The 25701-nt window shown below is 71.3% G+C and carries 18 protein-coding genes; 8 read left to right on the plus strand and 10 right to left on the minus strand.

What is annotated here, in order from left to right:
• Nucleotides 1-60 precede the first annotated feature (60 nt).
• Nucleotides 61-1497: a phosphomannomutase/phosphoglucomutase gene (locus ROT00_RS09125; RefSeq protein ID WP_404774518.1), complete on the minus strand. Its 1437-nt coding sequence runs from the start codon at nucleotides 1495-1497 to the stop codon at nucleotides 61-63.
• Entirely contained in the window at nucleotides 1497-1712 is a 216-nt protein-coding gene (locus ROT00_RS09130) for a DUF3499 family protein (protein ID WP_472974909.1), read from the minus strand. The genes ROT00_RS09125 and ROT00_RS09130 overlap by 1 nt, the downstream gene beginning before the upstream one ends.
• 45 nt (nucleotides 1713-1757) lie before the next feature.
• Here ROT00_RS09130 and ROT00_RS09135 point away from each other — a divergent pair, with 45 nt between their 5' ends.
• Complete coding sequence (locus ROT00_RS09135) at nucleotides 1758-2201, plus strand: hypothetical protein (RefSeq protein ID WP_404774192.1); 444 nt, start codon at nucleotides 1758-1760, stop codon at nucleotides 2199-2201.
• A 67-nt stretch (nucleotides 2202-2268) separates the two neighbouring features.
• Here ROT00_RS09135 and ROT00_RS09140 read toward each other — a convergent pair whose 3' ends face one another.
• The 5 genes from ROT00_RS09140 to ROT00_RS09160 form a co-directional block, all read right to left on the minus strand.
• Entirely contained in the window at nucleotides 2269-3687 is a 1419-nt protein-coding gene (locus ROT00_RS09140) for a DUF5719 family protein (RefSeq protein WP_404774194.1), read from the minus strand.
• Nucleotides 3677-6832 (minus strand): glycosyltransferase, encoded by a 3156-nt coding sequence (locus tag ROT00_RS09145; protein WP_404774195.1) that lies wholly within the window; start codon nucleotides 6830-6832, stop codon nucleotides 3677-3679. Before ROT00_RS09145 ends, ROT00_RS09140 begins: the two co-directional genes overlap by 11 nt.
• Nucleotides 6833-6971: 139 nt before the next feature.
• Complete coding sequence (locus ROT00_RS09150) at nucleotides 6972-7292, minus strand: WhiB family transcriptional regulator (protein WP_404774197.1); 321 nt, start codon at nucleotides 7290-7292, stop codon at nucleotides 6972-6974.
• Between the two features lie 204 nt (nucleotides 7293-7496).
• The gene (gene galE, locus ROT00_RS09155; RefSeq protein ID WP_404774199.1) at nucleotides 7497-8459 is read right to left on the minus strand and encodes a UDP-glucose 4-epimerase GalE; all 963 of its coding nucleotides are present in this window, start codon (nucleotides 8457-8459) and stop codon (nucleotides 7497-7499) included.
• Between the two features lie 57 nt (nucleotides 8460-8516).
• The gene (locus ROT00_RS09160) at nucleotides 8517-8672 is read right to left on the minus strand and encodes a hypothetical protein (protein WP_404774201.1); all 156 of its coding nucleotides are present in this window, start codon (nucleotides 8670-8672) and stop codon (nucleotides 8517-8519) included.
• A gap of 84 nt (nucleotides 8673-8756) precedes the next feature.
• Between ROT00_RS09160 and ROT00_RS09165 the strand changes: the two genes are divergently transcribed.
• Nucleotides 8757-9725, plus strand: coding sequence for a GlxA family transcriptional regulator (locus ROT00_RS09165; RefSeq protein WP_404774202.1), 969 nt, complete (start codon nucleotides 8757-8759; stop codon nucleotides 9723-9725).
• A 79-nt stretch (nucleotides 9726-9804) separates the two neighbouring features.
• Here the strand turns inward: ROT00_RS09165 and manA are convergent, their stop codons facing one another.
• Nucleotides 9805-11109 (minus strand): mannose-6-phosphate isomerase, class I, encoded by a 1305-nt coding sequence (manA, locus tag ROT00_RS09170; protein ID WP_404774204.1) that lies wholly within the window; start codon nucleotides 11107-11109, stop codon nucleotides 9805-9807.
• A 104-nt stretch (nucleotides 11110-11213) separates the two neighbouring features.
• Between manA and ROT00_RS09175 the strand changes: the two genes are divergently transcribed.
• Nucleotides 11214-12395, plus strand: coding sequence for an acyl-CoA dehydrogenase family protein (locus ROT00_RS09175; RefSeq protein WP_404774206.1), 1182 nt, complete (start codon nucleotides 11214-11216; stop codon nucleotides 12393-12395).
• A 19-nt stretch (nucleotides 12396-12414) separates the two neighbouring features.
• Here ROT00_RS09175 and ROT00_RS09180 read toward each other — a convergent pair whose 3' ends face one another.
• Nucleotides 12415-13950, minus strand: coding sequence for a polysaccharide pyruvyl transferase family protein (locus ROT00_RS09180; RefSeq protein WP_404774208.1), 1536 nt, complete (start codon nucleotides 13948-13950; stop codon nucleotides 12415-12417).
• A 52-nt stretch (nucleotides 13951-14002) separates the two neighbouring features.
• Nucleotides 14003-16432, minus strand: coding sequence for an O-fucosyltransferase family protein (locus ROT00_RS09185; RefSeq protein ID WP_404774210.1), 2430 nt, complete (start codon nucleotides 16430-16432; stop codon nucleotides 14003-14005).
• A 180-nt stretch (nucleotides 16433-16612) separates the two neighbouring features.
• Between ROT00_RS09185 and gmd the strand changes: the two genes are divergently transcribed.
• The 5 genes from gmd (at nucleotide 16613) to ROT00_RS09210 (ending at nucleotide 25700) form a co-directional block, all read left to right on the plus strand.
• Complete coding sequence (gmd, locus tag ROT00_RS09190) at nucleotides 16613-17650, plus strand: GDP-mannose 4,6-dehydratase (protein ID WP_404774212.1); 1038 nt, start codon at nucleotides 16613-16615, stop codon at nucleotides 17648-17650.
• Nucleotides 17647-18597 carry a GDP-L-fucose synthase family protein gene (locus ROT00_RS09195; RefSeq protein ID WP_404774213.1) on the plus strand — a complete coding sequence of 317 codons (951 nt, stop codon included), beginning with the start codon at nucleotides 17647-17649 and terminating at the stop codon, nucleotides 18595-18597. Before gmd ends, ROT00_RS09195 begins: the two co-directional genes overlap by 4 nt.
• Nucleotides 18594-19778: a DegT/DnrJ/EryC1/StrS family aminotransferase gene (locus tag ROT00_RS09200; protein WP_404774215.1), complete on the plus strand. Its 1185-nt coding sequence runs from the start codon at nucleotides 18594-18596 to the stop codon at nucleotides 19776-19778. The genes ROT00_RS09195 and ROT00_RS09200 overlap by 4 nt, the downstream gene beginning before the upstream one ends.
• Before the next feature lie 94 nt (nucleotides 19779-19872).
• Complete coding sequence (locus tag ROT00_RS09205) at nucleotides 19873-23538, plus strand: bifunctional glycosyltransferase/CDP-glycerol:glycerophosphate glycerophosphotransferase (protein WP_404774217.1); 3666 nt, start codon at nucleotides 19873-19875, stop codon at nucleotides 23536-23538.
• On the plus strand, nucleotides 23535-25700 hold the full coding sequence (locus tag ROT00_RS09210) for an acyltransferase family protein (RefSeq protein ID WP_404774219.1): 2166 nt from the start codon (nucleotides 23535-23537) through the stop codon (nucleotides 25698-25700). Before ROT00_RS09205 ends, ROT00_RS09210 begins: the two co-directional genes overlap by 4 nt.
• The last annotated feature ends 1 nt before the right edge of the window (nucleotide 25701 follow it).

Raw genomic sequence — 25701 nt, forward strand, 5'->3', positions numbered from 1 at the left:
TCCGCCGGGGAATCGGGAACTCGGGGCCCTTCTGTGACGCCCGGCCCGCTCCGCTCCGCGTCAGGCGCGGATGAGCGCGAGCACCTCGTCGCGGATGCGGACCATGGTCGCCTCGTCGGCGCCCTCGACGTTGAGCCGCAGCAGCGGCTCGGTGTTCGAGGGGCGCACGTTGAACCACCAGAACGGCTCGTCGATCGCGGTGACGCCGTCGACGGTGAGGCCGTCGAGCTCGTCGAACTCGGCGCGGCCGGTGAACGCCTCGAAGATGCGGGCGTAGGCGGCGGGCACGTCGTCGACCGTCGAGTTGACCTCGCCGGAGAGCGCATAGGGGGTGAACCGGGCGGCGAGCTCCGACAGCGGCCCGGCCTGGCGCCCGAACTCCGCGAGCAGGTGCATCGCCGCGAGCATGCCGTTGTCGGCGCCCCAGAAGTCGCGGAAGTAGTAGTGCGCGGAGTGCTCGCCGCCGAACACCGCGCCGGTCTCGCGCATGCGGTCCTTGATGAGCGAGTGGCCCACCCGGGTGCGCACCGGGACGGCGCCGGCGCGCTCGATGGTCTCGGGCACCACCCGCGAGGTGATCAGGTTGTGGATGACGGCGATCTCGCCGGTCTCCCCCGCGGCGCGCACCCGCTCGATCTCGCGGAGCGCCACGATGGCGGCGACCGCGGACGGGGTGACGGCCGTGCCGCGCTCGTCGACGACGAAGCAGCGGTCGGCGTCGCCGTCGAACGCGAGCCCGAGGTCGGCGCCGTGCTCGACGACGGCGCGCTGCAGGTCGACGAGGTTCGCCGGCTCGAGCGGGTTCGCCTCGTGGTTCGGGAACGTGCCGTCGAGCTCGAAGTAGAGCGGGACGATCTCGAGCGGGAGCCCGGGGAGGCCGGCCGCCTCGCCGAGCACGGCGGGAACGGTGAGCCCGGCCATGCCGTTGCCGGCGTCGACGACGATCTTCAGCGGCCGGATGCCGGACAGGTCGACGAGTCCGCGCAGGTACGCCGCGTACTCGGCGAGCACGTCGCGGTTCGTGATCGTGCCGGGTTCGGCGACCGGGACGAGGCCGTCCTGCAGGTACGCCGCCGCACGATCGCGGATCGCGGCGAGCCCGGTGTCGAGCGAGATGCCCTGCGCTCCGGCCCGGGAGAGCTTGATGCCGTTGTAGGCGGCGGGATTGTGGCTCGCGGTGAACATCGCGGCGGGCGCGGCGAAGGCGCCGGACGCGTAGTAGCTCTCGTCGGTCGAGCACAGGCCGATCTGGGTGACGGATGCCCCGCGCGCCGCCGCACCGCGCGCGAAGGCGGCCGCGAAGCCCGGGGAGGAGTCGCGCATGTCGTGCCCGACGACCACGGTGCCGCCGCTCGCGTCGACCTCGTCGACGAACCCGGCGGCGAGGGCCTCGACGAGCGGTTCGGTGAGCTCGTCGCCGACGAGGCCTCGGATGTCGTAGGCCTTCACGACGGCGGAGAGGCGGGCGGTGGGCTCGGACGGGTCGACGGAGGCGATCACGCCTTGAAACCTACCTCACCCATGGGCGTGTGCCGCACGACCTGCCAGCCCCGCGGGGCGCTCGTGCGCTCCGAATGCCGGGCGCACAGATCGTAGCCGTGCGGTTCACGGACCGGCGACAACGGGCCGACGACGATCATCGAGTCGGCGTAGTCGTAGCTCAGGGTCGCCACCGCCTCGGCGGTGCATGCGGTGCGCGAACAACGTCTCATGGCTCGACCAGCGTAGCGAGCGCCGCGGACATTACGATGGAGGGCATGCCCCGTCCCCGTCGTGTCGCACGAGTGCCGAGCTCGCCGCGGCGACTCGCGAGGGACCGCCACGGCCGCGGGCTCCGCTCGCCGGTCACCGGCCCGCATCTGCCGCTCCTCACGACGCGCATCGACGAGTTCGAGATGACGATCGCGGCGACCGCCTCGTACCTCCGCGGGCTCTGGCCGGAGCTCGACGGCGTCGTCTTCGAGGTCGCCCAGGCACCGGCGGAGGCCATCCACGACGACCACGTCGATCGCTGGCGGGTCTCCCACGACCAGCGGCGCATCGTGTTCTTCCGTCTGCCCATCGTCCGCTTCCTGCGCCTGCAGGAGGGTGAGGACAAGGACGAGAAGCTCCTCATCGAGAGCTGCGTCTTCCGTGCGGTCGGCGAGCTCATCGGCCGCGACCCCTGGGAGCTCGCGCCCGGCCGCTACCGCCACTTCTGACGCGCACGCCCAGCGCCCGCGACCGAAGGAGCGCTCGGACGCGGGTGCGCGTGCCCGGCGCCGCGGCTCAGCGCGGGTAGACGAGGATCGGCGAGTCGAGCGGCCCCGGCGGCTGCACGGCGAAGCCGGCGAGCTGCCGGTCGCCGGCGAAGCTCACGGATGCCTGCAGCCCCGCTCCCCCGGCGATGAGCCCCTGCCCGCCCGCGGGCATCGAGACGGAGACGGCTCCGCCGGCCGGGACCGTGACCTGCCGCTCGCCGTCGTCGCCCGTCACGCTCGCCTCGATGTCGGCGTCGGTGGTGTTCGCGAGGTGCAGCTTCGGACCGGGACCGCGCGGGACGGCGACGAGCGTCTCGTCGAGGAGCGGCAGGGCCGCCGGGAACCAGGCGAAGTCGCTCGGCAGTTCCTCGCGGCCGGCCCGCGTCGCGGTCCGCGCCGCCGCGACGAGCTCGCCGTCGGCGTCGATCCGTACCGTGTACGCACCCGCCGCGAGCTCGCCGAGCGGGATGTCGCTCACCTGACCGGGCTGGAGCACGACGTCGAACACGGAGCCCTCTCCGCCGGTCTCGGGCACCACCGACACGGCGGCGTCGACTGGCTCGGTGCCGGGAGCGAGCAGCCGGAGGCTCGGGTGGGCGTCGCCTTCCGCGTGGTCCTCGTCGACGGCGATTCCGCCCGCCTGCGGCACGATGAGCCCGGTGATCGTCTGGCGCTTCGCGGGCGCGGCCGTCGTGCCGATGAGATCGGCGCCGGTCGGCGTCAGCACGTCGATCGACGTCTGCTCGAGGCTCGCGGCGACCGTGCCGCCCGTGCTCGTCACGTGCACGACGGGCGACGCGGCGCCCGGGGCGAGCCCGGCGATCGAGACCACGCGCTGCGCGCCCGGCTGCACGACGAGGCCGAGGCCGGCCGGCGCGTCGACCGGACCCGTCTCGGAGTGCACCCGGACGTCGACCGTCGCGGCCACCTCTCCCGGGTTCGCGAGCAGGAGCAGGGTCTGTCGGCCGAGTTCGGTGCTGCCGCCCGCGAGCCAGGCGTCGGCCACCGGCTCGGCGCACGCGGCGGCGATGAAGCCGGCCGTGGTCTCGCTCGTCAGCCGCTGGGACTGCGCCCCGGCGAGCAGGCCGGGCTCGACCGCACCGGGCTCCGTGACGAGCGCGACGGCGATGTCGTCCTCCGAGCCGCGCGGCGGGCTGAGCGGCACGCGTTCCGCGCCGGCGTCCGCCGGCTGCGTCGCCACCTGGATGCGCGCGCTCCCGAGCGTCGACACGCTCTCCGCGTCGTCCCCGAGCTCGAGCATCGGCCCCGGGCAGACCCGGAGCGTCCGGCTCTCGGCGGGCTGGATCGATCGGGCGAGGGGCTCGACCCGGTGCTCGGGCCAGGGCACGAGGGCCGCCGCCCCGAACGCCGCCACGGTGAGCGCCGCGGCGCCGACGACGGCGATGCCGCGGCCTCCGGCGCGGAGCAGTCTGCGGCTATCGGGCATCGTGCTCCTCCGCTCGCTCGTCGACGTTCGATCCGCTCGTCCCGGGGTCGCCGTCCGCGGGCTCCGCGGCGGGCTCCGGCGGGTCCGGCGGGCCTTCGCCGCCCGGGCCATCCGACAGCTCCGCGGTCGCTGCCGGGACGGCCGCCTCCATGGAATCGGCAGGAGCGGGCTCCGACCGTTCGGACGACTCCGGCGACTCCGGCGACTCCGGCGACTCCGACGTCTCCGGCGACTCCGCGGCATCCGTCGCAGCCGCAGCCTCCGTCGAGCCATCCGTCTCGCCATCGGCGCCGTCCGGCGCCGCCGTCGTGCGGCGCCGCTTCACGCGCTCCGGCCGGGGACGGCGCGGTCGGCGCGCGGGCTCCTCGCGGCCGACGCCGGCCGGGATGGAGAGGAGCAGCACGGCGCCGAAGACGATCAGCTGGAGCGTCGCGATCCAGCCGCTGAGCGGTGCTCCCGCGTGCGGCGGGAGCTGAGCGGCCGGCGCGTCGGGCACGGCGTCGGCGAAGCGCCAGAGCGTGCCGAAGTCGGTCTCGCCGACCGGGACGAGGGCCGCGTTCGCATCGAGCGCGGCGCGCGAACGGTCGGCGGTCGCCGTCTCCGCGCGGGGTGCGTCCTCCCCGGCCTCCGCGAGCAGCACGTAGGAGATGCCGAACTCGTCGATCGCCTGCGCGGCATCGAATCCGCCGCGGGACGCGAGGTTCCCGGCGACCTCCGCGAGCGCGAGCTCGCCGGCGTCCATGGTGGTGCGCGTCTGCGCGAGCGTCGACTGCTCGTCGAGCGTCGCGCCGGCGCCGTGCTCGAGCGTCGCGCGAAGCCCGCCGTCGGCCTCCGGCACCAGCCGGAGCGTCGTCACCCGGGGATCGTTCTCGGCCTCGGCCGTCACGAACGCGGGGAGGGAGCGCTGCGCGGCGGGCCCGAGCGTGGACTGGCCGGTCGCGAGACTCACCGCGAGGGGCACGACGGCACCGGCCGTCGCGACCGTGAGGAGGGCCGCGAGCCAGGCGGAGGCGCGGCGGAGCCCGTCGAGCGCGATCACGGCGGCGAGCACGAGGCCGAGCCACATCATGCTCTGGCCGGGTGCCGAGGCGACGGGCACGGCGACCGATCCGGCGACCGCGACCGACAGCTGGGCGGCGGCGACGGCCGTCGCGAATCCGAGCGCCGCGCCGGCGAGGGCGAACGCCGCCGCGCGGATCCGCCCCGTCGCGAAGGCCGCGAGTGCGGCGAGCGCGAGCGGGAGGAGCAGCGCACCGACGACCCAGCGCGGGTCGATCGTCGCCTGGAGCCCCGCGAGGACCTCCTGCCATCCGCCGAGGGAGGGGTCCGTGAAGCCGAGCGCCAGCACCCCGCTCCCGGGCACCGCGGCCGGAACCGGGAGCCCGGGGTCGGCGAGGAGCGCGAGCGGATTGCCCGCGACGAGCTGGGTCCAGACGAGCGGGGCTGCGAGGACCGCAGCCGGGATGGGCAGGAGGGCGAGGCGCGCCGCCCCGCGGCCGGAGACCGCCATACCGACGATCCAGGCGACGAGCAGCGCCGGAGCAAGGCTCGGTGCCGACGCGACGACGGCGGCGAAGAGGAGCGAGGCGGTCGCAGCCGTCGCCCAGCTCGTGCCGGCGCCGAGCGCCGCGTAGAGGAGCCACGCGAGCAGCACGTGGGCGAGCACCGCACCCGGCCGCCCGTCGGCGAGCGCGGACAGGAGCGGCGGCGCCAGCATCCAGAGCACCGCGGCCAGCGCTCGGAGCGCGCCGCGATCGGTGAGCCGGGCCGCCGCGAACCACGCGCCGAGCGCGGAGACCGGGATGGCGAGGAGCCACACCGCGACGAGGGCCCACGACGGCGCCCAGAAGGAGAGCGAGCCGAGCACGGCCAGGACGGCCTGGAACGGGTCCGCGGCCCCGACGAAGCCCGTGCTGATGTCGCGCCAGCCGTACCCGGCGTTCCGCCACAGCTCGTCGACCGCGGGCGAGAGCGGCAGCAGGCCACCGCCCGAGACCCCGGAGGCGCCCAGCAGCGGGAACAGCACGGCGATGGCGACGACCACCGACACGAGCAGCACCCAGCCGCCGCCCGTCGCGAGGAACTCGACGCCGTCGACCCGGCCTCTGGCCCTGGCGCGACGCTCCTCGGCTTCGAGCCGGCGGCGACGGCGCATCTCGTCGGGTTGGAGCCGGAGGGGCGCGATCGCGGACCAGCCGACCGAGCGGGCGCTGCGGAGCACGCGACGCGAGCGCGAGATCTGGCCGAAGGAGAACATGGTGCGGAACGCCGCGCCGAACTCGCCGACGATCCGCCCAGGGGCCTTCGTCACGAGCAGCACGATCGATCGCAGCACGGCGAGCGGGAGCAGGCTCAGCCAGTGCACGGCCAGGGCGGGAGCCGGGGCGTAGCTCATCCGCCGGTGCAGCGCGGCCCGACGCGTCGCCGCCGCGCGCCGGCGGACGGTGCCCGCACGGTGTCCGGCGGCGGGGCCGATGAGCCCGCCCGCCTCGAACCTGAGCTTCGCGGTGGGCACGACCGCGACACGGTGCCCGCCGAGACGTGCCCGGACCGCGAGGTCGAGCCCGTCGTCGACGCTCACGAGCGCCGGGTCGAAGCCCTCGAGCGCACGCCAGACGCTGCGCCGGACGAGCGCGCCGGCGGGGTCGACGCCCAGCACGTCGCTCAGCCCGTCGTGCTGGCCCTGGTCGAGCTCTCCCGTGACGAGCGGCACTGCCGCGCCGAAGCGGGTCATCGAACGGCCGAGTCCGACGATGCGATCGGGCGCGTGCGCGTCGAGGAGCTTCGGGCCCGCGATCGCCACGGACCGCGCGGTCTCGAGGGTCGTCTCGAGTGCGGCGAGGGCACGCGTCTCGGGCTCGGTGTCCTCCGAGAGGAGCCAGACGGCGTCCTCGTCGTCCTGCGGAGGCGGGAGCGTCTGCTCCGCGCGGCGCACGGCCTCGCCGAAGGCGATGCGCTCCTCGATCTGCACGACGCCGTCGGGCGCTGCGGCGGCCACGGCATCCCGCGTCTCGACGCTCGCCTGCACGAGCGCGACGATCAGGCGCTCCGGTCGTCGCGACTGCGCGCGGATGGCGTCGAGCGCACGGGTCAGGCGTTCGCCGCCGCGGTGCACGACGAGGATTGCGGTCACTCTGGGGGACATCGGGGCCAGCCTAAGCATCGGCCGGCCGGGAGCCGTCGCCATCGGCGGGCGTGCCGTCGATCCGCGCGGACGGGGCGGGGAGGGCGCACGACGACGGCCCGTGCATCGCACGGGCCGTCACTCGTCTTGCCGGATCCTGCTACCCCGCTCGCTTGCGGAGCTTGCGTCGTTCTCGCTCGGAGAGCCCGCCCCAGATCCCGAACCGTTCGTCGTTCGACAGCGCGTACTCGAGGCACTGCGCGCGAACCTCGCAGCCGGTGCAGATCTTCTTCGCGTCCCGGGTCGATCCGCCCTTCTCAGGGAAGAACGCCTCCGGATCGGTCTGCGCGCACAGCGCGTCGCTCTGCCATGCCAAGGGGTTGTCGTCGTCCACCGTTGGACGAACCCCCGGGACCCCCAGCCGCACCGGATCGATGAACCAGTCGTCAGGTACTCCAGAACGATATTCAGGAATTGCCATATCGTCTCCCACCCAGTTGTACCGCCCGCCGCCACCGAGGATCCGGGAGCCGCGTCACGACCAATTACAGCGGTGTAATTCGAGTGAGTCAAGTCGCAGATCGTAAACCCTCAAGCCTGGCTCGAGGCTTCCGCCTCGCCGCGACACGCCGGAGTCGTTCCGGAGTTGTGATCACGACCCCCGCTCTGGGGACACGGCGACCCGTCAGGCGGCGGCGCGGCGCGCCTCCCAGGCGCTCCGGACCATGTCCTCGAGGGAGTGGCGCATCCGCCAGTCGAGATCCCGCGCCGCGAGCTCGCCGGACGCCACGATCCGCGCAGGATCCCCGGGGCGGCGCGGCGCCGTCTCCGGCGTGAACTCGATCCCCGTCACGGCCGCGACCGCCGACATGATCTCGGCGACGGAGACGCCGTCGCCCGATCCGAGGTTGTAGACGGGGGCGACGGGCTCGCCGGCCTCGAGCCGCTGCGCCGCCACGACGTGCGCCTCGGCGAGGTCGGCCACGTGGATGTAGTCGCGCACGCACGTGCCGTCGGGCGTCGGGTAGTCGGTGCCGTAGATCTTCGGCGTGCGGTCGTCGAGGAGCGCGTCGAAGACGAGCGGGAAGAGGTTGTGCGGGCTCGGGTCGAAGATCTCGGGCGTGCCGGACCCGACCACGTTGAAGTAGCGGAGGCTCGTGTGCGCGAGGCCGGTCGCCTTCGCCTGATCGGCGAGGAGCCATTCGCCGATGAGCTTCGACTCGCCGTAGGGCGACTGGGGGTGCTTCGCGGTCTCCTCGGTGACGAGCTCGACGTCGGGGGTGCCGTAGACGGCCGCGCTCGACGAGAACACGATGCGCGCGACCTTCGCGGCCTCCATCGCGGCGAGCAGCGTCGCGGTGCCGGTGACGTTCTGCTGGTACGTGTGGAGCGGGCGCTGCACGGAGACGCCCGCGTACTTGAACCCGGCGAGGTGCACGACGCCGCGGACGTCGTGGCGGGTGAACACGTTCTCCAGGAGCGCTCCGTCGAGGATCGAGCCGTGCACGAAGTCCACGCCGTCGGTGACGAAGCCGCGCCGCCCCGAGGACAGGTCGTCGAGCACGACGACGTCGATGCCCTTCGACTGGAAGGCGCGCACGACGTGCGCTCCGATGTAGCCCGCTCCCCCGGTGACCATCCAGCTCATCCGTCGTTCCTCCATCGCGCCGAGGCGACGGCCCGAACGGCCGGCGCCTCGTCGATGCTAGCGCGAGCGACCGGGCAGGACCTCCTGCTCCACATGGCGGATGCGGTCGCGGATCTCCGGACGGCCGTAGCCGTCGGAGTCGAGACGGACGAGCGTCGCGACGACGCCCCAGAGGGCGAGTCCGGCGAGGACGAGGAACAGGATGGCGGTCATGGCAGGAAATCTATTTCTTGCCACATCCTGCCGGAAGTGGCAGCATTGCCATCGTCCCGACATTTCCTGCCAAGCGAGGTGCTCATGCTCCGGTCCATCGCCTGCATCGCCGTGCCGCACATGGCCCCCTTCGAGTTCGGCGTCATCTGCGAGGTCTTCGGCATCGACCGCTCCGAGCACGGCGGCCCCGAATTCGACTTCCACGTCGTCGCAGCCGATCCCGGGCCGATCCCGACGAAGCTCGGCTTCGACGTCGTGGTGCACGAGGGCCTCGACGCGGCACGCACCGCCGACCTCGTCGCGGTTCCGGCCGCCCTCATCGACCAGGATGCCGACGAGCGCGTGCTGCAGGTCATCCGCGAGGCGGTGGAGCGCGGCGCCTGGGTCCTCTCCGTCTGCTCGGGCGCCTTCATCCTCGGCCAGGCGGGCGTCCTCGACGGCCGCCGCTCGACCACCCACTGGATGTACACCGACCGGCTCGCCGGCGCGTTCCCCGAGACGGAGGTCGACCCCGACGTGCTGTTCGTGCAGGACGGCTTCGTCGTCACGGGCGCCGGCACGGCCGCGGGCATCGACGCCGCGCTGCACATCGTCCGCACCGAGCTCGGCGCGAGCGCCGCGAACATCGTCGCCCGGCGGATGGTCGTGCCGCCGCAGCGCGACGGCGGCCAGTCGCAGTTCATCCAGACGCCCGTCGTCGAGTGCAAGAGCGACTCGTTCGCGATCGTCACGGCGTGGATGCTCGAGCATCTCGACGAGGAGCTCACCGTCGACCGGCTCGCCCGCAAGGCGCTGATGTCGCCGCGCACCTTCGCCCGGCGCTTCCGCGCCGAGACCGGGACGACGCCGAACGCCTGGCTCAACCGCCAGCGGCTCCTCCGCGCGCAGCAGTTGCTGGAGGAGACCGGCATGAGCCTCGAGGAGATCGCCCGCGAGTGCGGCTTCGGCGCGGCGGCGGTCATGCGGCATCACTTCGTGAAGGTGCTGCAGACGACGCCGACCGCGTACCGGCGGCTCTTCGGGCAGCGCGAGCCCGCCGAGCTCGCCGGCTGAGCGCCGCGCTCCGGGCTCCGCGCGCCGCGCGGCCGCCAGTGCTGCTCCGGCTCCGGTGTGCGCGCCGGGGGCCGGGCGCTCAGTCCCCGGTAGTCGCGACCCAGGCGACGCCCGGCCCGTCGAGCCGCACTCCGCCCTCGTCGGGCGTGACGAACGCCGCCTCGCCGCGATCCAGCGCGATCGAACCGAGCCTGCCTGCGAGGCGGACGGGTCCGCCTTCGGCCAGCACGATCGCCGGGCCGGCGAGCGCGACCGACGGCGCGGCATCCGTCCCCGCCCCGTCCGCTCCCGCCGAGTCGAGCCGGTGCAGCACGAAGTCCGGGACCGGCGGGCGGAAGCTCGCGACGCCGGGCGCAGGATGCTCCGGCTCCAGTCGCGGCGGCGGCATCGGGGTGAAATCGAGCACCTCGACCAGCTCGGCGACATCGATGTGCTTCGGGGTGAGCCCGCCGCGGAGCACGTTGTCGCTCGCGGCCATGAGCTCGATGCCGAGGCCGCCGAGGTAGGCGTGGATGTTGCCGGCCGCGAGGAACAGCGACTCGCCCCGCCGGAGGCGGACCCGGTTGAGCAGCAGTGAGATCACGATGCCCGGGTCGCCCGGATACGCCTCGGCGAGCGCCGAGACCGTCGCGAACGAGTCGGCGTAGGGCGAGCCGAGCGCCGGCTCGCTCGCCGCGAGCGCGACGACGCGCTCGATCAGCCAGGCGGCCTCGCCCGTGTCGCCGCCACGACCGTCGGTGAGCAGCCACTCGACGGCGCCCTCCAGTCCCCCGGCGCCCGGCTCGCCGCCTGCCGCCTCCCCGCCGGCGCCACCGGCCAATCGCGCGGCGAGCAGCTCGATCGCGCCGGGCTGCGGGTCGGTCGATGCGGCGTCGGCCGCGCGCAGCACCTCGACGACGCCCGCGACCTCCGCGAGCGGCCGGAACCCGGAGAGCGCGTCGAACGTCTCGCTGAGCGCGACGACGAGCTCCGGCTTGTGGAAGCGGTCGCGGTAGTTGCGGTCGTAGGCGTCGACCGGCACGCCGTCGGCCTCCTCCCTCGCGAAGCCGGCACGTGCCTGCTCGCTCGTCGGGTGCGCCTGCAGCGACAGCGGTCCGCCGGCGGCGAGGAGTTTCAGGAGGAACGGCAGGCGAGGCATCCCCTCGTCGGCGAAACGTGCGGCGACGGAGGCGCCGAGCGTGCGCTCCGGCTCCGCCGCGATCCACGCCTCGAGGTCCGCCTGGTCCGCTCCGTCGCCGACGAGGCGCGACGGGGAGCCCGGATGCGCGCCGAGCCAGAGCTCCGCCTCCGGCCGCCCGCTCGCGGGCCGCGCCCGGTAGTCGGCGATGAGGCCGCGGTCGCCCCAGGCGTAGTCCCTGGGCTCGTTGTCGATCCTGACGAACATCTCGGCGCAGTTCCTTTCGCGGCTTGGCTCCAAACTACCAACGGCTTCGGATGCCCCGTCCCGGCGTCCTAGGCTCGGGGCATCCGACCCGCATTGGAGCAGTCATGACCTTCGCGCCCCTCTCGAGCGACTTCTACGGCTACGCCGAGACCCTTCTCAGCGAACGCGAGCAGGAGGCCCTCATGGCCATCAGGGCGTGGGGCGAGCGCGAGGTGAAGCCCATCATCGGCGGGTACTGGGAGCGTGCGGAGTTCCCGCGCGAGATCGTGCAGCCGCTCGCCGACCTCGGCGTCCTGTCGTTCGCCTGGGACGAGACGAAGCCCTTCGAGAACTCGGCCGTGTTCCGCGGCTTCGTGGCCCTCGAGCTGGCGCGCATCGACGCCTCCGTCGGCACCTTCGTCGGTGTGCAGAACGGGCTCGCCGCCGGGTCCATCGCCGTCGCCGGCTCCGCCGAGCAGCGCGCGGAGTGGATCCCGAAGCTCGCCTCCGCCGAGGTCATCGGCGCGTTCGGGCTCACCGAGCCGCTCTCCGGCTCCGACTCGGCGCGGGGCCTGCGCACGACTGCGCGGCGCGAGGGCGACGAGTGGGTGCTGAACGGGCAGAAGCGCTGGATCGGCAACGCCACCTTCTCCGACATCACGATCATCTGGGCGAAGGACGAGGCCGACGGCCAGGTCAAGGGCTTCATCGTGCCGACCTCGACGCCCGGCTACACCGCGACGAAGATCGAGGGCAAGATCAGCCTGCGTCCGGTGCAGAACGCCGACATCGAGCTCCGCGAGGTGCGCGTGCCCGAGTCGCTCCGCCTGCAGAACGCGAACTCGTTCAAGGACACCGCCGCCGTGCTCCGCCAGACCCGCGCCGAGGTCGCCTGGGCGGCCGTCGGCACCGCCATCGGGGCGTACGAGGCCGCCGTCGCCTACGCGAAGGAGCGCGAGCAGTTCGGCAAGCCGATCGCGGCGCACCAGCTCATCCAGGAGCACCTCGTGAACTGCCTCGGCAACATCACCGCCTCGCTCGGCATGGTCGTGCGCGTCTCGCAGATGCTCGACGCCGGCACCCAGCGCGACGAGCACTCCGCCCTCGCGAAGGCGTACGCCACCGCCCGCATGCGCGAGACCGTCGGCTGGGCCCGCGAGACGCTCGGCGGCAACGGCATCGTGCTCGAGTACGACGTCGCGCGCTACTTCGCCGACGCGGAGGCGCTCTACTCCTACGAGGGCACCCGCGAGATGAACACGCTCATCGTCGGGCGCACCGTGACCGGGGAAGCGGCGTTCGTGTAGCCCGGCGCTGCGCCAGCGGTCAGCCGCGCCGACGAATTCTGCGGGCGACGTCACCGACCGCGTCCGCCAGGCGCACCGCCCGACGGCCCCGCGCGGTATCAAGCTCGGCTTCGAGCTTCGCACGTGCCGAGGCGAGCGCCTCGATCCTCCGTTCGAGCGACGAGCGGAGCGCGAGCTGCTCGTCCGCTCGCTCCTCGGCCCGCCGGAGCGCGGTGGCCGCGTCGTCCATCCGCCATCCCGCGAGCACACGTTCCCGCATGAGCTGCTCGAAGAGCGGGGTCACCGTCTCGACCTCGGTGCTCCAGGCCCCCTCCGGAACGAACTCCGGCGGTGTCGCCGGCATGAATGAACGGCCAGATCGCCAGGTGCCCGTTTGCGCAGCGGCGACAAGGGCGTCCCACCACGCCGATTGCGCGCGCCGTGCGGCAGCGGCGTGCTCGAGCAGCGCGGCATCGCCCGCGACCGCTTCGCGGCATGCGTGCGCGACGAGATCCCACTTCTCGGCAGGGACGACGAACCGATTCAGACCGAGCGCGCCGAGCGCACCTCGCATCCGCACCGAGGAGTAGTACGACATCGAGATTCCGACCGTGGGGATGCCGAGCTGCGGCGCGAAGACCGTCGGGTGGTACCTGGTCGACACGGACAGCATCGCGCGCTCGAGGAGCGCCAGATACTCGCGCGCGGTGATGGTCGGCAGGGCTCGAACCGCGTCAGAGGCCGCGGCCGCGATCTCGAGGCCGATCGCGTGGTCCTTGCGCACATTGGCCGGGTCGAAGGAGCCGGTGTGCGGAGCGAGCACCACCTGGGCGTCGAACTCGACGGCCAGCTCGTCGAGGAGCACCGCGACGCGCTCGATGTAGTCGGCGCGCGACCAAGCAGTGGTGCCGCGGTCCGCCGCGAACGAGGCGACGACGATCCGGTCGCCCAGTTCGAGGTCCGCGAGATCGTCCCGAGACGCCTCGTCGCTCTCGAGCAGGATGCCGTCGTCGAAGGTGCGCAGCACGCGCTCCTCATCGGCGGCCAGTCCGCGCACGAGCTCGAAGGAGGCGGCTTCGCGCGCTCCGAACACCACCGCGTCATCCACGATCTCGCGCACCAGCTCCCGATCGCGCTCTCGCAGCATCGGTCCGACCGTCTGGCTCGTGACGAGGAGTGGTGTGCCGACGAACCGGGCGATCCGGGCGAACGCAACTCGCTCGAACACGTGCGAGGGATACTCGCTCGTCAGGTTGCCGCCGCCGGCGATGAGCACGAAGTCGGCCGAGCGTACGGCCTCGACGAGCGCCCCGGCCGCCGTGCCTGCCTCGAGCTCCGCGGTCAGGCGGGCCAGTCCCGCTTCCAGCCGCTCGCGCGGCCAGTCCCAGGCGAAGCCGGTCTGCGACACGGCAGGCACGCCGTAGAACGACCGGGCCGTCTCCGGCTCGACGGCGGCGAGGGTCAGCTGGTCGACGCCGCGGGCGGTGAGCTGGGCGATCGCGGCCTCGGTCATCGCCTCGTCTCCGAGGTGGTAGTTCTGCGCACGTCCGATGTCGCCGAGCACTACTGCGCGCACTCGAGCTCCTCTCTCTGGTGGCTGCACTCGCGAGCGAGCGGTCCTTGGCCGCTCACGCCTGCAGTTCGAGCGGCAGCGACTCGCGCTGCCACATGTCGCCGCCCGGCGTGAGCGAGTAGCCCGAGCCGAAGATGTACTCGACGCGGCGGCTCACCATGGCTGCCGCAGCACTGAATCCGCTCCTCCCGCACACGATCGCCCGACCGAGCGCCATGAGATGGAAGTCATCGATGGACGCGTAGTGGTGGTTCCCCTCGACGAAGGTGATTCGTTCCCCTGCGACATCCAGCCCGAGTTCGACGCGATGCGTTCTGCAGTAGTCGAGGTCGTCGGAGAACACGAACCAGTGCTTGTCTTCGAGGTGGTCGAGTTGAGCGGTGCGGTGGACGAAGTCCCGATAGTAGGCATCTCCGTCGGCCATGCCGAGTGCGACCCGATCGCCACGGCGGATGTGGACGACGATCGCGTCCGAGGCGAGCATCTGGGCTTCGATCTCGCGCGCAGTCTCGGAGCCCAGCGGCGCGAGCTCGATCGCGGACTCCCAGTCGGCTTTGTGCTCGAGGAGCCGGTACCCGAGCAGCGTCGGCTTCGCGAGCACATCGAGAAAGAGGACGCCTGGAGGCGACGCGACGAGGCGGTCGTAGCCGGCGAGATCGATCACCTGGACCGTCAGCGCAGACGGGTACTGCCGCCGGTCGTAGCAGGCACGGAGGTGCACGCGATCGACTGCGAGCACCATCTCGTGCAGCCCCATCCGCTGATACTCGCTCCGGTTGTCGCGCCGTTCCTGGAGGCCCCGGACCCGAGCGGTGCGAAGCCGCCTCGAGAAGAGCTCCGAGAAGACCCCGCTCGATGCGGTGAACGGGAGGACGTCCGGACGGATGTGCGGGGTGCGGGCGATGAGCTCGTCGTTGTCGTAGAGCAGGTCGTCGAGGAAGAGCCGCAGCCCGTGCCGTTCAGCCGCCTGCCGAGCCTGCACGTAGTAGTAGAGCTGGTCACCGAACCCGCTCCGCAGGCAGCACACTCGTGTGTCCGGTTCGAACAGGAAGCCCGCGTCCACACGCGGCCGCCAATCGAGGTCCGTCGGCAGACGCCCCGCCACCGTGACGCACAGGCGTTCGTCGGCGAGCACGTCCGGGTAGTCGACCGTGAGCAGCGAATCGGCGAACGCGGCGAGATCCGGATGGTCGAGCACGAACGGCGCGTCATCTCCGCGCCGCGCACGTTCGAGGTAGAGCGGCCAGCTTCCGAGTACGTCCTCGATCTCGTCCACGCTGAACACGTAGCCTCGTTCGATGGTTCGCCGGTGGTCCCACGGTGACGTCCTCGGATGCCGCAACTCCACCGCCTGCGCTCCGGCCGGATCGAACCTCAGCACGATCCCTCCGGGAAGGAAGACGACGCCTCGCGGTTCGGGCGAGAGGTCCTCGAGTCCTTCGACGAAGCAATACCGGTAGCCGGAGAGCGCATCGACGTTCCGCTCGAACATGGTGCGGGCTCGTCGCGCCGGCGCTGAATCCGGATGTCGACACAGCCGGTCCACGACGGCGGGCCAGGCGGCGTCCTCCGGGAGGGCTGCGACGAGTGCGGCGAGCGCGATCGCGTCGCCGTCGGAGATCGCGGAGAGCGCTGCGAGCCGTCGATCGACGAGCTGGCCCGTGTACGGCAGCCCCCGGGTGAGTGTCCGGTGCGCCCACTCGGTGAAGCGGCTCGTCCCGGCGGATGGGACTCGCGCGAGGTCCGTGGAAGGCGTCGGCGCAGCCGATCGGCACACCGCGACGACGGCACGCTCGAGCGCGTCGGCGAAGTCCGGCCCCAACCGAAGATCGGTCGGGCCGGGGTCGCCGCACGGCAGGAAGCTCCGGGAGATGACGATGCTTCGACAACCGGTGATCTGCTCGAATCTGCGCTCGAGTCCGGCGAGCAGCGCGGCGGCGGCGCGGGCCTCCTGGATTCGCCCGCGCGGCACCAGACGGGCTCCGTCCCAACAGAACTCCGCGACATGCGCCGTCACGAGGACGACCCGCTCCGGCCCGTACACATCGTGGACGACCCGGGCGAAGGCGTCGAACTGACCGAGCAGCTCCTTGGACGGGGCGACGAGGTGCGGCTCGATCGCGCGCGATGCGGCGGTCTCGGCCGCCACGAGGTCGGCGAGCCAGGACGTCTCCTCAGGGGCCGCCGTGTACCAGCCCACCCCGATCGCCGCGACCGGCCGGAGGGCGCCGGTGAGGTCGACGACCAGGACGTCGGCGTGCGCGCTCCGCAGCGTCGTGAGGAGATCCTTGTTCAGATCGAGACCGGCGCGCGGGGTGAGGGGCGCGTCGTCATCCGCGGCCTCGAGTCCGACATCCCGCGGGGCACCGAGCGTGAACGGCGAGACACCGGAGACCCTCGAAACGACGGAGAAGTCGCGTTCGAGTCTGAGCCCCAGGTCAGCGACGTAGTGGTCGCCCAGCACTTGCACCGTCGTTCCGCGCATCCCCGGTCCTTTTCCCCCCTGCTCGTGGACGTCCGCGTCCCGAGCGCTCGCTCAACCCCGCGTTCGCTGAGCGAGCGGCACCGCAGCCAGGCTACCGGCATCTCCGACCGAATCGGCGATGCCGCTACGCTGGCTAGGGCGCGCGACCGGCGCGCGGCGAACCACAGGCGAGGAAACGGGTTGACGAAGCGGGCATTGATCACCGGGATCACCGGACAGGACGGTTCCTACCTCGCCGAGCTCCTGCTCGCCAAGGGCTACGAAGTGCACGGGCTCATCCGCCGAGCGTCGACCTTCAACACCGGCCGGATCGACCACCTCTTCGTGGATCCCCATGAGGCGAACGCCAGGCTCTTCCTGCATTACGGCGATCTGAGCGACGGCGCCCGGCTGGTCACGCTCATGGCGCAGATCGATCCGGACGAGGTCTACAACCTCGCCGCCCAGTCGCACGTCCGGGTGTCCTTCGACGAGCCGGAGCACACCGCGGACACCACCGGCACCGGAACCGTCCGGCTGCTCGAAGCCGTGCGGCTCTCGGGGGTGCGCACACGGTACTACCAGGCGTCCTCCTCCGAGCTGTACGGTTCCACACCCCCGCCGCAGAGCGAGACGACGCCGTTCCACCCCCGCTCCCCCTACGCTGCGGCGAAGCTGTACAGCTACTGGATCACCAAGAACTATCGAGAGGCCTACGGCCTGTTCGCGGTGAACGGCATCCTCTTCAACCACGAATCCCCTCGCCGCGGCGAGACGTTCGTCACCCGGAAGATCACGCGCGCCGTCGCCAGGATCAAGGCCGGGATCCAGTCGGAGCTGTACCTCGGCAATCTCGACGCCGTGCGCGACTGGGGGTACGCCCCGGAGTACGTGCTCGGCATGTGGCAGATGCTGCAGGCGGACGAGCCCGACGACTACGTCCTCGCGACAGGTACTGGCTACACGATCCGCGATTTCCTGGACGTCTCCTTCGGGCATGTCGGCCTCGATTGGAACGAGTTCGTTCGCTTCGACGAGCGTTACCTCCGCCCCTCCGAGGTCGACGCACTGATCGGCGATCCGTCGAAGGCGCGCGAGCGCCTCGGCTGGGAGCCGACGGTCGACGGTGCAGCGCTCGCCCGGATCATGGTGGACGCGGATGTCTCGGCGCTCGAGGCGGGCACCGCCCACTGGGTCGACTCCCCGCAGTCCGCGCCGTGGGCGGAGGCGCTCCGATGAGGGTCGCCGTCACCGGCGGTCGAGGCATGCTCGGCAGCGCGCTGGTGCGTGCGTGGCAGCGCGCGCACCCGGGCGACGAAGTGCACGCGATCACGAGGGACGACGCCGATCTCAGGGACCGCGGAGCGACGCGTCGTCTCTTCGAACGACTCTCTCCCGACCTCGTCCTGCACGCTGCGGCGAAGGTCGGCGGAATCAGCGCGAACGTCGCCTCGCCGACCGAGTTCCTGGCGGACAACCTCGCCCTCGACACCAGTGTGCTCGAATCAGCCCGGGAGCTCGGCGTCCGAGACCTGATCTACTTCGGCAGCTCCTGCATGTACCCCCGCGATTACCGTCAACCCCTCGTGGAGTCCGATGTGCTGCAGGCTCCGCTCGAGCCGACGAACGAGGGATACGCCCTCGCGAAGATCACCGGCGCGAAGTACTGCGAGTACGCCTCCCGCCAGTACGGCCTGAACTACCGCGTCGTGATCCCCTCGAATCTCTACGGACCCAACGACCATTACGGAAGCGAGGCGAGCCATCTCGTTGCCGCGACGATCTGGAAGGCGCACGTCGCTCGCGAGACCGGCGCCGATCACCTCGACGTCTGGGGTGACGGCACCGCGCGCCGCGAGTTCACCTACGTCGAGGATGTAGCGGACTGGGTGGCCTCCGCCGCTCACGGACTCGCGGACTGGCCGCCGCTACTGAACGTCGGCCTCGGCCGTGATCACTCGATCCGCGAGTACTATGAGCTCGCGCTGGACGTGGTGGGCTACCAGTGCGAGCTCGAGTTCGACCCCTCGAAGCCGGCCGGGATGCATCAGAAGCTCATGGACTCTTCGCTCGCCGCATCGTTCGGGTGGGCGCCGCCCACCGACATCCGCTCAGGCATGGCCGCCGCCTACGCGGCGTTCCTGAGCGCGGAGGCGAATCTCGGCCGGACGGAGGACCCCCAGTGACGAACGAGCAGCCCTGGTACCCGCTGGCCACGACGACGTGGGATGACGCCGAGTACGCAGCCATGCGGGAGGTGATCGAGGCAGGCCGGTTCACGATGGGCCCGAGGGTCCGACGATTCGAAGAGGACTTCGCGCGTTTCACCGGCAGCCGATACGCCGTGATGGTGAACTCAGGAAGCAGCGCGAACCTTCTCGGCATCGCCGCCGCTGCCTACAGCCCGCACCTCGGTCTGCGACGAGGCGACGAGATCATCGTGCCGGCGGTCTCCTGGGCGACCACCTACTACCCGATCAGTCAGCTCGGTTTCGTGCCGGTCCTCGTGGACGTGGACCCGGACACCCTCAACATCGATCCGGAGCGGGTGCGAGCCGCGGTCACGCCCCGGACGCGCGCGGTCTTCGCGGTCAACCTGCTCGGGAATCCCGCCGAGCTCGTGGCCCTCCACGAGATCTGCGCCGAGCACGACCTGCTCCTGTTCGAGGACAACTGCGAATCGCTCGGCGCCACCCTCCGCGAGCGCCAGACCGGGACCTTCGGGGTGTTCGGCACCTACAGCTCCTTCTTCTCCCACCACATCTCGACGATGGAGGGCGGCCTCGTCGTCACGGACGACGAGTACCTCTACCAGGCCATGCTCTCGATGCGCGCCCACGGATGGACGCGCGAGCTGCCTGCGGAGAACCTCATTCATCCGAAGTCCGGAGACCCGTTCGACGATCTCTTCCGGTTCGTGCTCCCCGGGTACAACCTGCGCCCGCTCGAACTCTCGGGTGCGCTCGGCATCGAGCAGTTGGCGAAGCTCCCGACGTTGCTCGATGGGCGGCGCGAGAACGCGCGGAGGTTCGTCGAGGCGCTCGACGGGTTCCCCGACGCGCGCATCCAACGGGTTGCCGCGGACGCCGACTCGAGCTGGTTCGGCTTCTCCTTCGTGCTCACTGGACGGTTGAAGGGGCGGCGCGCGGAGCTCGTCGCTGCGCTCACCCGAGCAGGCATCGAGTCCCGGCCGATCGTCGCAGGGAACTTCGCTCGGAATCCGGTGATGCGCCACTTGGACGCACGCGTCGACGGGTCGCTGCACGGGGCGGACGAGATCCACTCGGACGGGCTCTTCATCGGCAACCACCACTATCCGATCCCCGAGCAGATCATCGCGGTTCGCGAGCTCCTCGACACCGTGTAGTCCGCCTAGGCCGACCAAGCCGGATGCTTGGGATACCTCGGGACTGCGTCGAACCAGTATCCTGTCCCGGACCCTTCTCCCCGAAAGAGCATCCGTGAACTTGAAGTCCTCCCTCTATCGCGCCCTCGGAGCGCCGCGCCTGCTGCCGGCCCGGGAACGGGCTCGCGATCTCCTCGGCCGGAGCTACGGAGTGCGCCATCGCGCTCTCTCGCTCGTCGCGCCGAAGCGTGCGGCCGCGGGAGTGCTGAGCGTCGTCGTACCGGTGTACAACGTGGAGGGGTACCTGGAGACGATGCTGCGCTCGCTGCTCCGCCAGCGCTATCGCGCGCTCGAGGTCATCATCGTCGATGACGGCAGTACCGACCAGAGCAACCGGATCGCCCGCAGGTTCCGACGCGCGGACCCGAGAGTCCGCATCATCAGGCAGCCCAACGCGGGGCTCGGGGCCGCTCGCAATACCGGAGCGCGGGCAGCGACCGGCGAGTTCCTCGCATTCGTCGACAGCGACGACACAGTGGACCGCCATGCCTACCGCTACACGATCGCGACACTGCGCCGGACCGGCTCGGACTTCGCAGTGATGCCGTATCGACGCCTCGTCCGCGATGCGGAGCATCCCGCCGGGTCCTGGATCTACGAGGCCCACGCGGAGGAGCGGCTCGGTGCACGGCTGGCGGACGATCCCTCGATTCAGGTGAACGCCGTTGCCTGGAGCAAGGTGTACCGGACCAGCTTCTGGCGGGAGCACGGCTTGAGTTTCCCGGAGGGGATTCTCTACGAGGACCAGCCGGTGTCCACACGTGCGTACGCACTCGCCGACGGCTTCGACGTCCTCACGCACCCCGCCATCAACTGGCGCGTCCGCGATGACGGCTCTTCGATCTCCCAGGCCATCCTCCGCGTTAGGAACACCCGGGACCACCTCGCCGTCGCGCTCGACTCGCTGGAGTTCCTGGCGACGGCCGGGCTGACCGCGGAGCGGGCGACGCGGCTGACTCAACTCCTCACGAACGACTACTCGCACATGATCCCCATGCTGCCGGATGCGAGCGACGAGGAGTGGGACGAATTCGTCGTCGCACTCCGTCGCCTCGTGAAGGAGGCACAGGACGACCCGGCGATCTGGGACGGCGTTCCCGCCCGCAACAAGGTCGCCTTCTCGCTCATCGTCGAGGATCGACGTGCGGATCTCACGGCCTTCCTGCTGGGCGGGGGCTGGCGCGGGGACCTCTTCGAGACGCGAGCGCGCGACGGAGCGATCGAGGTCGACTTCGGCGCGCTGAACGAAGCTCTCGGCGGCGTGGCCCCCGAGGCACGCCGGCTCAGCGAATCCCAGTCGAGCCTTCGCAGTCAGACGCAGCAGATCCGGTGGCTCGAAGACGGGCGACTCGAGATCCGGGGACACGCGGTCATCGACGGCCTCGACCCGGCGACCCACGACATCGCGATCGCCGGTGATCTCGTGCTCGGCGACCAGACCACGCCGCTCGACATCGCGTGGGCCGTGGATCCGCTGCGCACGGCGTCGTTCGCCACGCCGACCACCGACGCGACCAAAGCGTTCTTCAGCCTGATCCTCGATCCGGATGCCACTATCACTGAGCCGGGCGACTGGCGGATCGAATTGACGTTGAGCGCGGCCGGCGTCTCCCGTCGACGCCGTCTGCACGATCGCCGGCCGAGCGGCGACGCCGAGGCGCGGGTGTTGAAGGACGGGACCGTGCTCGACGCCATCCCCGACCACCGCGGATACTTGACGCTCCGCGCGACTCGTCCCGTTGTCACGGTGACCGGCCTGCGGACGCATGGCGATTCGATCGTCATCAGCGGGGTCGCTGCCGCGGAGGTCACGGCACTCGCCCTGGTCCGGGCGGACGACCGGTTCGCGATTCCGAGCTCGATCGCGAAGATCCGGTCTGGCGAGCACGGATTCGAGGTCACGATGCCGAAGCCGACGGCGGCGACGGCCCATGGGCGCTCCGCGCTCAGTCAGCACGTCTGGCGGGTGGAGGCGCGCAGCGCTGACGGCCGGTGGACGGCCGCGATCGCTGCTCCCGCGATTCCGTTGCGAGGCGAGCCCAGCGACGCCGCCCTCCGCCTGCAGCGGCGTCCGAACGGCAGTTTCCTGCGACGGCGGCTCGAGCCGGCCGATCCGGCCCGGACCTACTTCCCCGGCCACGCCGCGCTCCTCATCGAGCGCGCATACGGCGCCGATCTCCAATCCGTCGAGATCGTCGATGGCGCTCTGGTCGCGCGATTCACCGCAGCCGGAGTGCCCGCCGAGGGCGCATCGGCGGTCCTGCGTTCGAAGAAGTACGCGCTCGTGAGCGATGCGCTGACTCCGGTCGACGGCGGCTACCTCGCCCGGTTCCCGCTCTACGTCCCGATGTGGGGCCGCGCCCCGCACATCATTCCGACCGGGAACTATCGGCTCCGCGTCGAATGGTCGGGCGGGAGCACGCTCCCGATCTGTTCGGGCAGCTTCGCCGCCCAGCTCCCGGCCGCCGTCGAACTCCCCGACGCGCGGCTGTGGATGCAGCGGGACACCGCAGGAGGGCTCAGCCTCGACGTCGCGCCGCCGCTGACTCAGCAAGAGCGGAGCAGATACTGGCAGCGCCGGATGCGCGAGGTGAGCGCTGCGACGGTCACCGAGCGCGCCACCCGTCCCGCCGTCTTCTTCCGCTGTCTCTACGGCGAGGTGACCGGAGACTCGGCCGCGGCCATCCACCATGAGCTCCGCCGTCGCAACAGTCCGCTCGAACTGATCTGGTCCACCCGTGACCATCGGGTGCCGATCCCCGAGGGCGGCACACGGGTGCTGGAGAACTCGGAGGAGTTCTACCGCGCAATCAATACGTCGAAGTACGTCATCGTGAATGTGCACCAACCGGACTGGTTCGCACGCGGGACCGAACAGGTCGTCATCCAGACCATGCACGGCTATCCGTTCAAGCTCGCCGGCCGCCGGCACTGGGAGGCCACCGGCCTGCCTCCGGCCCGGGTGGCCTCCTTCGAGGCCCGCGCGGCCGAGTGGGACTACTTCCTCTCCCCCGCCCGCTACGCGACCCCGCTCCTGGAGGAGTTCCTTCCGAAGGCGGGCTGGCCGGGCCAGATGCTCGAGCTCGGGTATCCGCGCAACGACGTGCTCCTCGCCCCGGACGCCGGACGAGTCCGGTCACGCGCGCGCGCGGCGCTCGGGATCGCGCCCGACCAGACCGCGGTTCTCTACGCGCCGACGTATCGCGACTACCTCTCGCTCGACGAGTTCCGGGCTCGACCGCTCGCCTCGCTCGATCTTCGTGCGCTCGCGGAACGCTTCGCCGGCACGCACGTCCTGCTCGTCCGCGGCCATGTCATGAACTCCCGAGTCGGCTACGCAGTGACCGGACGGAACGTCATCGATGTCACCGATCACCCGTCCATCAGCGATCTGACGCTGGCCTCCGACGCTGCGATCCTCGACTACTCCTCCCTGCGCTTCGACTACGCCCTCACCGGGAAGCCGATGATCTTCTACAATCCCGACCGCGACCGCTACTTCGAGGGACGGCCCCCGATGGTTCCGTACGCACCGACGGCTCCCGGACCCTGGGTCGAGACATTCGACGAGGTGGCGAAGCGATTGGCCGATCTCGAAGGCGTCCGGCGGGAGTACGCCGATGCCGTCCGGACGTTCCGCGAGGACTACCTCGAACTCGAGGATGGGAAGGCGGCGGCCCGGCTCGTCGACGCCGTCTTCGTGCCTCGAGGCGACGCGTGAGCACCAGCCTCGCGGACCGACGCTCCGGCACGATGGTGCCGCGCGGCGTGCTCCGGTCGCAGCGCGAGCTCCGTCCCGACATCCAGGCGCTCCGCGCGCTCGCAGTTCTCAGCGTCCTCTTGTTCCATCTCTGGCCGAATCGACTGACCGGTGGCTTCGTCGGCGTCGACGTGTTCTTCGTGATCTCAGGATTCCTGATCACCCTGCACCTCTGGCGGTCCGCGCAGCGCGGGACGCTCTCCCTCCTCGGTTTCTACGCACGGCGGGTGCGCCGCTTGGCCCCGGCCTCACTCCTCGTGCTCTCGGCTTCGCTCCTCGGCGTCTGGATGCTCGTCCCGTTCGCCAGGTGGCAGCAGTTCGGCGGCGAGATCGTCGCGAGCACGTTCCTGTCGGAGAACTGGTACCTCGCCTCATCGGCGGTGGACTATCTGGCCGCCGACAATCCCGCCTCCCCGGTGCAGCACTTCTGGACGCTGTCGGTCGAGGAGCAGTTCTACCTCGTGTGGCCGCTGGTGATCCTGCTGGCGATCTGGATGTCCAGGCGGCGGACCTCTCCGGCAGGGCGGGGGCCGGCGCCGCTCGTGGTCACCGTCCTCGCCGTCCTCGCGGTCGCGAGTTTCACCTACGGGATGTGGGCGCTCGGCGCGCGGCCGGGTCCGGCCTACTTCGACACCTTCGGGCGGGTCTGGCAGTTCGCGGCCGGCGCCGTGATCGCGATCCTGTCGACACGCCCCGCGAGCAGGCCGCGGTGGACGCCGCCCAGGACGGTCGCTTGGCTCGGGCTCGCGGTGCTCGCGGGGACCATGCTGCTGCTCGATGCCGATGTCGTCCCGTACCCGGGCGCCGCTGCGCTCCTGCCCGTCGTCGGCACCGTACTCGTGATCGCGGCGCCCGCTGTCGGACCCGGCTCGGTCGGACGCGTGCTTTCCTGGCGGCCGGTGCAGTGGATCGGCGCCATCTCGTTCGGGATCTACCTCTGGCACTGGCCGTTGATCGTGCTCCTCCCGTTCGCGACCGGGCATCCGCTGACGACCGTCGAGAAGATCGGGATCGCGGCGGCGTCGATCGTGCTCGCCGCCTGCTCGACCCGGTTCGTGGAGGACCCCATCCGATTCCATCGGGGCGTGCACGGGTTCCCTCGGCGGACACTGGCACTCGCCCTCATCGCCGCGATCGCTCTGGGCGTGTCGGCGACAGCGCTCGCACGTCAGGGCGGCGTCGAGGTCGAAACAGCACGGAACGCCGCTCTCGATCGCCTGCTCGGCGGCGAGCCGTGCGTCGGGGCGGCCAGCTTGCAGGATCCCGTCGACTGCATCCCGGTCGAGGGCACTCTCACCGCCGACGCCGTCGTCGCGGCCGCCGCTGACAAGTCGATGCCGTTCCTCACCGATTGCATCGATCCGCTCGGCCCGACCCGCGGCACGATGTGCGAGAGCGGTGACCCCGATGCGGCGACGACCGTGCTCGTCTGGGGCGATTCCCATGCGGCGTCATGGGAGCCGGCGTTCTCCGTCGCAGGCGAGGCAGGAGGTTTCCACGTCACGAGCGCGGTCCGGCAGGGCTGCCCCGCCGGGCTCGAACCGCCGGACGCCACCGTCGGGCGAGAGATCCCGACCGATGAGCAGCAGGCGTGCGACCGCCGCAACGACCAGGTGCTCGACTTCGCGCTGGAGAACGATGCGGTCACCGTCGTCGTCCTCGCAGCGTACTCGCGCAACTACCGATTTGACGACGTCGATGCGGTGCAGAACGTCGCCGATCCGATCGAGCAGCTGCTCGCGGCAGGGAAGCGGGTCATCGTCATGCGCGATGTCCCGATGACCGGTGCCGACGCTGCGAATCGGGTGAACATCCCGGACTGCCTGTCTGCGAACCTCACCACCCCGGACGTCTGCAACAACGGCCGAGCCCGAGCGGCCGATACGCCAGATGTCTCCGACTCGCTCGACGACCGACCCGAACTCGCCGCAGTGGAGTTTCTCGATCCGGCGGAACGCATGTGCGACGAGTCGAGCTGTTACGCAGCGCTCGGCGGCATCCCGACGTTCGCCGACGCGAGCCATTTGGCGGCGACGTTCACGCGCACGCTCGGACCGTGGGTCAGCGAGCATCTCACTGCGGACGTGATGCAGAGTAGTATCCCGGCCGAGAACGGAGATTAGG

It is taken from the genome of Agromyces mediolanus, from assembly GCF_044917495.1.
In the GTDB taxonomy this organism is placed as follows: domain Bacteria; phylum Actinomycetota; class Actinomycetes; order Actinomycetales; family Microbacteriaceae; genus Agromyces; species Agromyces mediolanus_B.